This window comes from Collinsella sp., from assembly GCF_052346665.1.
In the GTDB taxonomy this organism is placed as follows: Bacteria; Actinomycetota; Coriobacteriia; order Coriobacteriales; family Coriobacteriaceae; genus Collinsella.
This window is the reverse complement of record NZ_DAWDUX010000022.1, coordinates 25,474-38,921: the sequence shown is the minus strand read 5'-3', so window position 1 is coordinate 38,921 and position 13,448 is coordinate 25,474. Positions and strand designations below refer to the sequence as shown.

The following is a 13,448-nucleotide window of genomic DNA, read 5'->3' as shown; positions in this document are numbered from 1 at the left end:
GAGGCCGCTTAGCGGTTATGATTTATCGCGTCCAAGTTTCGGGGCGCAGTTCACAGGGCGCCCCGGTCTATTGCTTAAAAGGGGTTGCGATGACGCAAATACACAAATGCGGGGATAAAAGTTGGGGTACGCGAGTAAGGATGAGATTGGCCGCAATAAAACCGCAGGTCAGGATTTTATTAAAACAATGACTATAAGGTGCGTGCGCGATTTATCCCCGCATTTGCGTATTAGTATGGTCCACGGGCCAGAACAGCGGGGTCTTTTTCGCTCCATGGCGTGTGCTGCGTGCAATATTGCGAGTATTCTGCAGAAAGTATTGATAGTTACCAGTACACGTGTTGTTTTTCTCACGACCGTAGTATAGTTCTGCTCCAACAAAGGCAATAGTAAGGTCAAAGGGTGGTTCGAGCGTGAAGAAGGCCTTCCAGATCTTTAAACGAGACCTCAAGCGGTTGCTGCACAATCCCGTGGCGATGGTCATCACCGTTGGTGTGTGCATCATTCCGTCATTGTACGCTTGGTACAACATCGAGGCGAACTGGGATCCGTACAGTAACACCTCCGGTGTGAAAATCGCCGTCGCCAACGAGGACGAGGGCGTTGAAAATGAGTTGACGGGGTCGCTCAACGCCGGTGAGCAGACGGTCGAGCAGCTCAAGGAAAACGACGACCTGGGCTGGGTCTTCACTGATGCGGAAAGCGCGAAAGAGGGCGTGTACAGCGGTGAGTACTACGCCGCGATCGTCATTCCTAAGGACTTCAGCGAAAAGCTCACGAGCATGCTCACAGGCGACTTTGAGCAGCCCGAGCTCACGTACTACGTGAATGAGAAGAAAAACGCCATTGCCCCCAAGGTGACCGATACGGGCGCCGAGACCATCGAGGAGCAGCTGAACGAGACCTTCGTCGCAACGGTCAGCAACACGCTTGTCGAGCAGGCGCAAAAGCTCGGGGTCGACGTGGACGCGGCGGGGGAGCGCGCGGAGCAGGGCGTGCTCGCGAATGTCTCCGATTCCGTCGACGCCCTGCAGCGTGTGCGCGAGGGCCTTGGCGGCATGGCGACTACCATCGACGACGCCAAGGTTGCCGCAACGAGTGCCAAGAGCTCGCTGGCCGGCATGAACGCCGAGACGCCTGCGCTTGTCGATGCGCTCGACAAGGGACACCAGCTTCTGGGCACAACACGTTCGGCCGCGGGCGAGTTCCACACCGCGCTGTCCACCGCCCTTGCCAATGGAGCGGTCCAGCTGGGCAGCGCTTCCTCGAAGGCAGACGCTGCTGTTGGTTCAATGGCGGGCGCCGTCTCGGCTGCTAAGACCAAGATCGATATATCGCTCTCCAACTTCCAAGCCGTGATCGATTCCAATTCGCGCGCTCTTGAGGCCCTGCGCAACCTCAACAATTCGGCTCTGGGCTCAAACGGCGATATCGAGGCCTTCATCCGCGACCTTGAGAACCAAAATGCCGGTCTGCAGTCTGCCAAAGACGCGCTGCAGACGCAAAGCGATGCACTCGGCCAAGACGTCGATGCCGCGACCACCGCGACGGACGCTATCAACACCGCCGTGCAGGGCAGCGTCGAGAACCTGGGTAAGACCCAGCAGACCCTCAACTCCAGCGTCATTCCCCAACTGAGTGCGGGTCTCGATGCGTTCTCGAACGTCTCGGGCGACCTGTCGGGCGTCGTGACGAGCCTCACTCCCACCATCGAGCAGTCCATGGGCCTACTTGACCAGCTGAACGCCATGCTCGACCAGACCAAGAGCGCGTTGGCGAGCAGCGATGAAACGCTGGCCGACCTGCAGGCTACGCTTGAGACGGTCAAGACCGACATCGTCGCGCTGCGCAGCTCCGAGGCAACACGCGAGCTCGCGAACCTGCTCGACATGGATCCCGCCGACATCGCAGATTTCATGTCCGCCCCGGTGACCCTCACCACTAAGGCCGTGTATCCGGTCGAGAACTACGGTTCGGGCGTCACGCCGTTTTACACGAACCTGGCTCTGTGGGTGGGTGGCTTTGTGCTCATCGCCATCTTCAAGCTTGAGGTTGACACCGAGGGCGTGGGCCAAATCACGGCCAACCAAGGGTATTTTGGCCGCTGGATGCTCATGGTCCTGCTCGGCTTTGTGCAGTCGGTCATCGTATGCGTGGGAGACTTGGTGCTGGGGATCCAGTGCGGTCACCCCGTGTTGTTCGTGGTCGCGGGCGTGTTCACCTCGTTCGTCTACGTGAACATCATTTACGCGTTGTCGATTGCGTTCAAGCATATCGGCAAGGCCATCGGCGTCATCCTCGTCATTGTGCAGATCCCGGGTTCCTCAGGCATGTACCCCATCGAGATGATGCCCGACTTCTTCCAGGCCCTGCACCCGCTGCTGCCCTTCACCTACGGCATTAACGCGATGCGCGAGACCATAGGCGGCATGTATGGCATGAATTACCTGTTCAACCTCGGTGTCCTTGTGCTGTTTTTGGCGGGGGCGTTCGCGGTGGGCGTGTGGCTGAGGCCTAAGCTCCTCAATCTCAACTTGTTGTTCGACCGCGAGCTTTCGGGCACGGGTGTGATGATTTGCGAGCACGACGACATGCCGCGCGAGCGTTTCTCTGTGCGCAACGCCGTGCGGGCGCTGTTTGACACGGAGGCGTATCGCCGTGAGATTCTCGAGCGCGGCGCGCGCTTCGAGCGCCGGTATCCGCGGCTTATCAAAGCGGGCTTCTGCCTGGTGCTTGGTCTGCCCGTGCTGCTGTTCGTGCTCACGGCAACGCTTGACCTCGACATCGACGGCAAACTCGTGATGCTCGTGCTGTGGATCGTTGCCATCATCGTGGCGGATGCCTACATGATCTTTATCGAGTACCTGCGCGAAAGCCTGAATTCACAGGCGCGTATGACCTCGCTGCCCGATGACGAGCTGCGCGAGGAGCTGGGCCGCACCTATGTGCGTGGGGTTCCGGCTCGCGTCGTTGGGACGGGCCTGGATCACGGCATTGCCGGAGGCGCTCCTGCGCACATCACCAACGGAGACGCCCCGAAGGGAGGCGAGGAGTAGATGAAGAAGATCATTGCCCTGCTCAAGCAGGATCTCTCGAGGGTGCGCGGCAGCGTGGTCGCATGTATCGTCGCAGTGGGTCTCGTGATTGTGCCTACCCTTTACGCCTGGTTTAACATTGCGGGCAGCTGGGATCCTTACGGAAACACGGGCAATCTCAAAGTCGCGGTGGCGAACTCGGACGAGGGCTACCTGAGCGATCTTATCCCCGTGCGCGTGAACATCGGCGACACGGTCGTCTCGTCGCTACGTGAGAACGACAACATCGACTGGGTCTTCGTCAAGGAGGGCGAGGCGGTCGAGGGCGTGCGTTCGGGTGAGTACTACGCTGCCGTCGTAATTCCCGAGGATTTCAGCTCCCGCATGATGACGGTCTTTTCGAGCGATGCCGAGCACGCCGAGATCGTGTACTACGAGAACCAAAAGGCCAACGCCATCGCGCCCCGCGTGACCGACAAGGCCGCGAGCACGGTGCGCAAGCAGATCGACGAGACGTTCGCCGAGACTATCAGCGAGGTGGGACTGGCCACCACGTCGAGCCTGCTCGATTACCTGGACGGCGATCAAATCGCCAACTACGCGGCGAACCTGGGCAGCACTCTTACGGCGGGCATCGAGACGTTGCGCGATGCGTCCAAGACGGCGACCGAGTTCACGGGGGTCCTGGGCTCCTCCACAGGCCTTTTGGATTCTGCGGGCGACCTGTTGTCTCAGACGGGCGAGGCCAGTTCGAGCGCCGAGGCACTGGTGAGCGATGCCAAGACGGGCCTTGCCAACATGGATGCCGCTCTCGATGGCGCGGTTGACGCCATCAACGGGGCGCTGGCCGACAGCGCGGGTGACTACGAAGCCGCCGCCACGGCCATAGGGAACGCGTTCGCCACCGTGGATGAACACGTGTCGACTACCTGTACGCAGCTGCGTAGCGCCTCGTCGAAGATAGCGGGACAGGCGGCAGATGCCCGTGCCGTGCAGAAGAAGATCGCCGCCCTTGAGGACAAGGTCGACAGTCTGCCGATATCAGATGCGGCAAAGGCCGAGCTCATTCAGCAAATCGACATCGTGGCCAACACGGTGGGCAACGTCGCTAACCAGCAGGAACTGCTCGCGCAGCACCTCTCGGATGCCGCCGATTCCCTCGAGGCGGGTGCCACCGATGCTCGCGAGCAGGCAGAAGCCGTCAAGGAAAACCTCGCTTCTGCCAAAAACGACATCTCATCGATCAAGGATTCCTACAAGGAGACGCTCGAGCAGGAGATCGCGTCGCTCGCCGATGCGGTGGAGAGCGTCGCCAAGAGCAGTGAGGACATGGCGAGCAGTCTGAGCACGACCGCCTCCGATCTCTCGACGGCATCCAAGGACCTTTCGAGCGACCTTTCCGATGCGCAAGGCGTGCTTACCAGCGCCGCAACCGACCTGAGTACCTCCGCCGACGGCCTGCAGGAGCTCAAGGACGGCATCGATGCCGCCGTGGCGTCGGGCGACCTGCAGAAGGTGCGGGACCTCATCGGGTCGGACCCGACATCGCTTGCCGAGGCCCTCGCCGCCCCGGTGGCCCTCGACCGCCAGGCCGTGTACCACATCGAGAACTACGGCAGCGCCATGGCGCCGTTCTACACTACGCTGTCCATCTGGGTCGCGGGCATCGTGCTTGCCGCAATGCTCAAGGCGAACGTGGATGAGCGCGATATCCAAGCACTCGCGCCGATTCACCTGCACGAGCTCTATCTGGGACGCTACGCGTTCTTCGCGTTGCTCGCCTTTGCGCAGGCGACGCTCGTGTGTGCCGGCGACCTGATGTTCTTTGGGATCCAGTGTGCCCATCCGCTGCAGTTCCTCCTCGTGGGCTGGGTTGCCGGGTTCGTGTTCAGCAACATCATCTACACCCTTACGGTGAGCTTTGGCGATATTGGTAAGGCGATCGCCGTTGTGCTGTTGGTCATGCAGGTGGCCGGCTCGGGCGGCACATTCCCCATCGAGATGACGGCCGACTTTTTCCAAGGTGTCTATCCGTTCCTACCGTTCACGCATGCCATCAACGCGATGCACGCCGCCATGGCCGGAGCCTATGGGATGGAGTATTGGCGTGAACTCGGTATCTTGGCGTGCTACCTGCTTCCGTCGCTCGCGCTCGGTCTGGTATTCCGCCGTCCCGTGATTCGCGCGAACCAGTGGATCATCGAGAAGCTCGAGGAGACCAAGCTCATGTAGGAGCCTGCGGCGAGCGCACGGCGGCGCGGTCTCAGCCGTTGATTGCCGCGAATCGGGCGTTTTTGTAACGAGTTTCCAGAGGGGTCGAGTAGACAGGTGTTTTGGGCTATCGCCAACTGGGGCTTTGATGCCCAAACCGACCGTCTACTCGGGGCGTCTCGATCTTCGTTACAAAAACGCCCGATTCGCGGCATTGCACCTTCTGCCCATGCCCTCATTTCCAAGGTGCTTTTCTGCGGGGGAGTGCCGGAAACTCGGACGAAACATAACTATGAGAACATGGAGACAATCTGGCATCATCGCATGTGAAAGGGCTCGTATATGGACCAGCAGCAGAACATCGATTTCGTCCTGCGCACCGTCGAGGAGCGCGACATCCGCTTCATCCGCCTGTGGTTCACCGACGTGCTCGGCAGGCTCAAGAGCTTCGCTATCAGCCCTGAGGACCTCGAGGTCGCGTTTGAAGAGGGCATTGGTTTCGACGGTTCCGCCATTGAGGGCTTCACCTCTCCCGACGAGGCGGACATGCTGGCCTTCCCGGATGCCTCCACGTTCCAGATCCTGCCCTGGCGCCCCAAGCACGACGGCGCCGCGCGCATCTTCTGCGATGTCTGCACGCCCGACCGCCAGCTGTTCGCTGGCGATTCGCGCGAGTGCCTGCGCCGCATGTTCTATCGTGCGGAGAAGCTCGGCTACATCATGAATGTGGGCGCCGAGCTCGAGTTCTACTATTTCCCCGACGAGCGCACACCCGAGCCCATGGACAAGGTTGGCTACTTTGACCTCACGCCGTCGGATTCCGCGCGCGACCTGCGCCGTTCCACCGTGCTCATGCTCGAGAAGATGAGCATCCCGGTCGAGTACACCTTCCATAGCTCCGGTCGCTCGCAGCACGGCATTTCCATGCGTCACGCCGAGGCACTCACCATGTCCGACGCCATCATGACGGCCAAGCACGTCATTCGCACCTGCGCCTACGAGTCGGGCATCCACGCCTCTTTCATGCCCAAGCCCATCGCCAAGGGCTCGTCTTCGGCAATGCTGCTTCACCAGTCCCTGTTCGACCGTGAAGGCAACAACGTCTTTTGGGGTGACGACGCCAAGAACCACCTGTCGCCCATTGCCAAGAGCTACATGGCCGGCATCTTGGCGCATGCCTCCGAAATCAGCGCCATCACCAACCCCACGGTGAATTCTTACAAGCGCCTCTCCGCTGGCGTGGGTAACGGCCCGCGGTATGCAACGTGGGGCATGCGCAACCGCTCCGCTATGATCCGCGTGCCCATCTACAAGCCGGGCAAGCAGGTTGCGGCCCGCATTGAGCTTCGCAGCCCCGACCCGATGGCCAATCCGTACTTGGTGAACACCGTCACGCTGGCAGCCGGACTCGACGGCATCAAGCGCGGACTCGAACTGTCCGAGGAGGCGACCTCCGATCTGTTGCGTCTGCCCGAGAGCGAGCTGCGCGCCCGCGGCATCGAGCCGCTGCCGAGAAACCTCGACGAGGCGCTCGACGTCTTTGAAAGCTCCGATTTCATGAAAGACGCCCTCGGCGAGCACATCCATGCGTTCTTCCTCAAGAAGAAGCGCGACGAGTGGAATCGCTTCAACGCCACAGTGACCGAGTGGGAGCTCGATCACTATCTCGCCAATTCATAGGGAGTGGGGCCTCGGTCGGTGATCCTTGCCCGAATATCACCGCCATGTACGTGCTCGACCTGCCTATTTGTTATGATGATGCCGTCGGAGGTGTGAATATGTCCGAAAAGTCTGTGCTATTCATGGCGCGTACCACGCGACTTCATGATTTCGTCCGAACACTCGCCTCGTCCTTAGGTGTCGAGGTGCATATTGCGACCCCAGATTCGCCCGCCGTAGCGCATGATTTCGACCTCCTTATTCTCGATGGCGATGGGGTGCGTTCCGATCGCGTCGATGCCATGGCAAAGTGGCTCGAGCAGCGCGGCGGTGTGCCCATGCTTCTCATGATGGATGAGGAGAACCTCTCCGACTTGCATCTTCCCTCTCATGTCCGCTCCGATTTCATTTGCTCGGGTGCAAGTGACGCCGAGCTCGAAGCGCGCGCCCGCCAGCTTTTGGGCGATGGCGAGACCGTCGCGGTCGACGAAGTCCTCACCGTGGACAACCTCACGATCAACCTTGCCACCTACCAGGTATCGCTCGACGGCGAGCCGGTTGACCTCACGCTTATGGAATACTCGTTGCTCAGCTTTCTGGCAACGCATCCCAACCGCGCGTACAGCCGCGAAGTGCTGCTTCATCGCGTGTGGGGCTTCGAGTATTGCGGCGGAACGCGTACGGTCGATGTCCATATCCGTCGAATTCGCAGCAAGGTGGGTCCGCAGATCGCCGGTCACATCTCCACGGTTCGTGGTGTGGGCTACCTGTTTAAGGAATAACGTGTGCGCCGGGGCGCGTGCCGAAGGGCGCGCGCCCCTTTTCATGCGCGTTGCCTTTTCGCGCTGTGGGTTGCGTATAGTGCCTGAGTGCCTTTCGAAAGACTTAATGGTACTTACAACTTGATTAAAGTCCGCGACTCTCGGGGGGTTGAACCTCGTATTTGGGGTACAACGGTTGAGATTGAAAGCGTTGAAAGGAACCTCCATGATTGACGACAAGACCCCGCAGCGCCCGGACGGCCTTGCGGGGGATGAGCCGCATTTCGCTTCGCACTCCGAGCCAACGGTGGAGACCACCGTCATGCCCGCGATGCATACCGAAACGCGTACCGTGGTGAAGACCAAGAGCCGCAAGCTTCCGATCTTCCTTGCATCCCTGCTCGGTCTTGCCGTAGGATCCGTGCTCGTGATCGCGCTCGTGATGTCCGGCGCATTCCGCATTACGGGCACCAATGTGGAGTCTGCTGTCAGTGGTGCCACGCAGACCATCGAGATCGATCCCGAGGACACCACGCTTTCGGAGGCCGTTGCCGCCAAGGCTCTGCCATCTGTGGTGTCGATCACCGCTCAGGGCGAGACCGAGGACTCCGGTGGCATCGGTAGCGGCGTCATCCTCGACACCGATGGCAACATTCTCACGAACTACCACGTAATTGAGGGTGCGTCCGCCTTGGTGGCGCGCACGGACAGTGGTGACAGCTATGAGGCCGAGGTTGTGGGCACGGACGAGTCGAGCGACCTCGCCGTGATCCGCCTCCAGGACGCCGAGGACGCCGATCTCACGCCCATTGACCTCGCCGACTCCGATGATCTCACCGTGGGTGAGTGGGTCATGGCAATCGGTAGCCCCTTTGGCAACGAGCAGTCCGTCTCGACGGGTATCGTCTCCGCTCTGTACCGTTCCACCGCACTTCAGAGCACGGGCGGTACCTCCATTTACGCGAACATGATCCAGACCGACGCCGCCATCAACCCCGGTAACTCCGGTGGCGCTCTCGTGAACGACGAGGGCAAGCTCATCGGTATCAATTCCGTGATTGAGTCTTATTCTGGCTCGAGCTCTGGCGTGGGCTTTGCCATTCCGGTGAATTACGCCATCAACATCGCGCATCAGATCATCGCCGGCGAAACGCCTGTTCATCCGTACCTGGGCGCCTCGCTTATGAGTGTGAACGCCTATAACGCGCGTCAGAACAACCTTGCAGTCGATAGCGGCGCCTATGTTGCCGAGGTCACTGCCGATGGTCCTGCCGCAACTGCGGGGATCGAAGCAGGCGACATCGTGACGGCGGTGGACGGCGAGCCCATCTCTTCCGCCGACGGCCTGATTATCGCCTTGCGTGAGCACGAGGTGGGAGACAAGGTCACTCTCACCGTGATGCGTGGTAAGGACGAGAAGGAGATCGAGGTTGAACTCGGATCTGACGAGGCGTTGCAGGCCGAGCAGCAGGACGCTTCCGACGGCAACGGTTCGAGCGGCGGCATGACCGAGGAGGAGTTCCTCCGGTATCTCGAGCAGTACATGGGTGGCCGCGGAGGGTTCTAGCGCCTGCCCCCCGGTATGGCCCTCGTGGCGATGCGATACTGTAGTGCCACAATGGCGGGTACGCTCCAACTGGAGGCGCGCCCGCTTTTGCATAGAGGGCGATGGCAGAACGGGGAACGGCAACGGGGGACGCCGACGGCGTTCGCGGCGAGCTGGTTTGGCGCACATCGACGCATCTGCGAATCTGCGGAGGATGACCCTCTACGGCTGAGTGCGGAACGGCACATGGGGGAGCGTGGTATAGTGTCTCCACACGCGGGCGCGATGCCCGTGAACAACGAATGACGCGCGGCGGCGGAGTGTGCAGCTGCGTTTGGAGAAGGGACTGCACATGGCGGTGAACGAACAGCTGCTGCTTGAAGTGCTCGAGCAGATTCGACCCAACTTGCAGGCCGATGGCGGCGACATGGCATATGTGGGCGTGACTGAGGATGGCGTGGTGCAGCTTGAGCTGCAGGGCGCCTGCGCAGGTTGTCCCATGAGCTCGCTCACCTTGTCGATGGGCATCGAGCGCATCCTCAAGGAGCACGTGCCCGGTGTGACTCGCGTTGAGCAGGTGGGTGGCGGCGCCGATGCGGCCAACGACCTGTACGACGAGTACGCTCCGTTCTAGGGTTTGCACAAGGGTCCCGAAGGCGCCGCCCGTCGGGACCCTTTCTTTTCCGTTCGCGCGCCGGGCATGCGTCTCGGCGCGTATCTCATAGGAGTGGCCATTCATGCTCAACGAGCTCTATCACAGCCTCGACCCCGTCGCATTTTCTGCGGGACCCTTCACCGTGTATTGGTATGGCCTTGCCTATATGGTGGGTGCGCTGCTGGCGGGCGTGGTGATGTACCGTACGCTCAAGCGCTGGGATATGGCCATTACCATCGACGACGCCATGACGCTTGTGGTCTCGGTGGTCTTTGGCCTGTTGATTGGCGGCAGGCTGTTCTACGTGCTGTTCTACAGCAATGGGTATTACTTTGAGCACCCGCTCGAGATCATCTTTGGGTCGAACGGGCATGGCATCAATGGGATGAGTTTTCACGGCGGGCTTGTGGGCGGCATCATAGGCGGCCTCATTGCCTGTCGCGTATTGCGGCTGTCGCCGCTGACCATCGCCGATGCGGCGTTCGTGGGGGTGCCCTTGGCGCTGTGCTTGGGGCGGTGCGCGAACTTTGTAAACGGCGAACTGTGGGGTAAGCCCACCGATCTTCCCTGGGGTGTGGTGTTCGGCGGGGCTGCCGGCGACATTCCGCGCCATCCGAGTCAGCTCTACGAGGCGTGTCTCGAGGGCATTGTGCTGTTTGCCGTGCTCTACCTGCTGAGCCGTCGAAAAAAGACGCCGCCGCAGGGCTCCATTATGGGGACGTTCGTACTCGGCTACGGTATCGTGCGGTTTTTAATCGAATTCGTACGACTGCCCGATGCGCAGCTTGGGTACCTGTTTGGCGGCTGGCTCACCATGGGCCAGCTCCTGAGTTTGCCGCTCATCGTGGCGGGAGCGGTGTTGCTCGTGTTCGCGTTCCATTTCAAACGACCGCAGCATCTCTAGGTGCCAGCGTCTTTAAAAGAGAGGAGCCAAGGCGGATGCCACGTGAGACGAATGCGGCAAAGCGCGAACGCGCGATCGAGACGTGCCGTCGTTTGAACGAGCGATACGGGCCGGTCGAGTGCTTTTTGGACCATGAGACCCCGTTCAGGCTGGTCATCGCTGTCTTGCTGTCGGCGCAGACGACGGATGCCCAGGTGAACAAAGTCACGCCGGAGCTGTTCCGCCGCTGGCCCACGCCCGAGGCGATGGCGGGTGCGACGTACGAGGAGCTCTCGGAGGTCATCAAGTCCCTCGGCTTCTACAAGACCAAGGCGAAGCACTGCATCGAATGCGCCCAGATGATCGTGGCGGATTACGGCGGCGTGGTCCCGAATGAGATGAAGGAGCTTGTGAAGCTCCCGGGTGTGGGGCGCAAGACGGCCAACATCGTGCTCAACGTAGGGTACGGCATCGTGGACGGCATCGCGGTCGACACGCACGTGAACCGCATCGCGCACCGCCTCAAGCTCTCGCCCAAAACACACGAGAAGGAACCGCTCAAGACGGAGCAGGACCTCTTGAAGATCCTCCCCCGCGAGTACTGGAACGACGTGAACCACCAATGGATCATGCTGGGTCGCGAGATCTGCGATGCCCGCAAGCCTTTGTGTGGGGAGTGCCCTCTGGCTGACATCTGTCCGAGTGCCAAGGTGGGGTAGTACTCGATATGTTGCAGCGCAAGCGCGAATTCTCAGGTGGACGAGCTTCTTAAAGGCACAACCGCAGGAAGAGGCTTTCAGCAATATCGATGAGCGCGAGATGGGCAGCTCGGACTGCAGCAAATCGTTTTTCGACCGGTGGGCATCTTGCGGTAGGATGATTTGAACATACGAATGCGTCGAACTCCCGCCCAAGCTCGCGTTTGGGCGGGTGTTTGGCGTCGGAAAGGTGCCCCCATGCTCATTCACCGTATCGCCGCGCAGCTCTATACCGCCGAGGCGCTTCAGGACATCGACGCGGCGCTCATGGCGGGAGAGGACGCCACGCTCGCGATCTCCCAGTCGGGCCGCACCCTCGCGGTGGCGGCCCAGTTCGCCCGCCGGCCTCGCCCCACGGTGTACATCGTCTCGGGTGAGGACGCGGCCGACCGCGCTGCGCGCTCCATTGCGGCGTATGTGGGTGCGGATCGTGTTGTGCGCTTCCCCGAACGCAAGGATTATCCGTGGAAGAACGCCGAGCCCGATGACGCCGTGGTCGCCGCCCGTTGCGCCGCGCTCGCGAGGATCGCGCGCGGCGACGCCTGCATCATGGTCGCATCCGCCCGCTCGCTCCTGCGATGCGTTCCGCCGCTCGAGAGCCGGTACTGGGCGTCCCGCACGTATTCCGTGGGAGAGGAAGTTGCCTTTGAGGAGGTTCCCGGGCAGCTCGTCTCGATGGGCTACACCCGTGCGGACGCGGCGGATGCCCCGGGCCTGTTCCGTGTGCTGGGCGATACCGTTGACATCTGGGCGGCCCAAGCGACCGCGCCGGTGCGCATCGAGTTCTTCGGCGACGAGATCGACCGCATCCGCCTGATGGTGGCATCGACCGGTCAGACGATCGGCGACGAGGATTCGGTCGAGATCAGCCCCGTGCGCGAGCTTGCCCTCACCGATGAGGCGGTGAGGCGGATCTCCGCCGCGCTGTACCTGCCCGCCCAGGACGACACCGAGCTGGCAGCCCTGCTCGAGCTGGTCGAGGCGCGCGTCGTTACGCCCGAACTCGAGCGCTTTTTGCCCCTGCTTTACGGCGAGACCGTGAGCCCTCTCGCGCACGTGCATCCCGATGCACTGGTCATCTTGTCCGAACCGCGCTCGCTGTTCGATGACTGCTCGCGCGCGTACGAGGACCTCGAGCATCGCGCGGCCGACGCGAAGATCGCGCGCCTCGACGGGCTCTACGTGCGGCCTCAAGAGCTTGACTTTGGGCGTCAGCAGCGCCTCAACTACGTAAGCCTCATCCGTGCGGGCGGATCGGTGACGGCGGAGCTCAAGATCGAGCAGCCGGCCCTCGCGGGTTCGGACAACCGCTTCATGAGCCGGATCCAGGAGGTTGTCAACAACCGCTTCGCCTGCGTGTTCGCGATTCCCGACCGCGGCGCGCGCGAGTCGATGGAGCTCTCCTTCACCGATGAGAACATCCCGTTCGAGGAGTCCCTCCAGGCGGCGCCCGAGAACGCCGGCGCCGTGGGCGGGGCGCGCGTTCGCGTCGAGCTCCTCAAGCGCGACGTGGATGCGCTCAATGCGCGCGGCATCGATGAGGGCGGGGAGCGCGTCGTCCCCACGTTGACGCGCGGCAGGATGACCTTCGTCGACGCCCCCATCCCGTCCGGAGTCGTGGTCCCCGCGGCGCATCTCGCCGTCTTCAGCCTCGCCGACCTCAACGCGCGCATGGACGGCCACCGCGGGCGCGCGCACCGGCGCGTGGACATCACCGAGGTCACCTTCCCCTTCAAGCCGGGTGACTACGTGGTTCACAGCACGCACGGCGTTGCCCTGTTCTCCGAGATCGTCCGCCAGGAGGTCGCCGGCAAGGAGCGCGACTACTTCCTGCTGGAATACGCGGGGGGCGACAAGCTCTACGTCCCGCTCGAGCAGGTCGACCGCATCACGCGCTACGTCGGCCCCGACGGCGACAACCCTCGCCTCACGCGCCTCAA

At 61.6% G+C, this 13,448-nt stretch carries 9 protein-coding genes; all 9 read left to right on the top strand.

Features of this window, described 5'->3' with window-relative positions:
- The first annotated feature begins 413 nt into the window (after positions 1 to 413).
- Positions 414 to 3,056 carry a YhgE/Pip family protein gene (locus ACT8II_RS05570; protein ID WP_443813270.1) on the top strand — a complete coding sequence of 881 codons (2,643 nt, stop codon included), beginning with the start codon at positions 414 to 416 and terminating at the stop codon, positions 3,054 to 3,056.
- On the top strand, positions 3,057 to 5,267 hold the full coding sequence (locus tag ACT8II_RS05565) for a YhgE/Pip family protein (RefSeq protein ID WP_443813268.1): 2,211 nt from the start codon (positions 3,057 to 3,059) through the stop codon (positions 5,265 to 5,267). It begins immediately after the preceding gene.
- Between the two features lie 321 nt (positions 5,268 to 5,588).
- Positions 5,589 to 6,926 carry a glutamine synthetase family protein gene (locus tag ACT8II_RS05560; protein WP_443813266.1) on the top strand — a complete coding sequence of 446 codons (1,338 nt, stop codon included), beginning with the start codon at positions 5,589 to 5,591 and terminating at the stop codon, positions 6,924 to 6,926.
- Positions 6,927 to 7,024: 98 nt separating this feature from the next.
- A complete protein-coding gene (locus ACT8II_RS05555; RefSeq protein ID WP_118653428.1) occupies positions 7,025 to 7,687 on the top strand; it encodes a response regulator transcription factor in 663 nt (220 codons plus the stop codon).
- A gap of 205 nt (positions 7,688 to 7,892) precedes the next feature.
- Positions 7,893 to 9,233 carry a S1C family serine protease gene (locus ACT8II_RS05550; protein ID WP_443813264.1) on the top strand — a complete coding sequence of 447 codons (1,341 nt, stop codon included), beginning with the start codon at positions 7,893 to 7,895 and terminating at the stop codon, positions 9,231 to 9,233.
- Positions 9,234 to 9,564: 331 nt separating this feature from the next.
- Positions 9,565 to 9,846, top strand: coding sequence for a NifU family protein (locus ACT8II_RS05545; protein ID WP_118653430.1), 282 nt, complete (start codon positions 9,565 to 9,567; stop codon positions 9,844 to 9,846).
- Between the two features lie 103 nt (positions 9,847 to 9,949).
- Positions 9,950 to 10,771, top strand: coding sequence for a prolipoprotein diacylglyceryl transferase (lgt, locus tag ACT8II_RS05540; protein ID WP_118653431.1), 822 nt, complete (start codon positions 9,950 to 9,952; stop codon positions 10,769 to 10,771).
- Positions 10,772 to 10,806: 35 nt separating this feature from the next.
- Entirely contained in the window at positions 10,807 to 11,469 is a 663-nt protein-coding gene (nth, locus tag ACT8II_RS05535; protein ID WP_118653432.1) for an endonuclease III, read from the top strand.
- Between the two features lie 237 nt (positions 11,470 to 11,706).
- Positions 11,707 to 13,448, top strand: a 1,742-nt coding sequence (locus ACT8II_RS05530; RefSeq protein WP_443813262.1) for a CarD family transcriptional regulator, incomplete at its 3' end; no start/stop codon positions are given.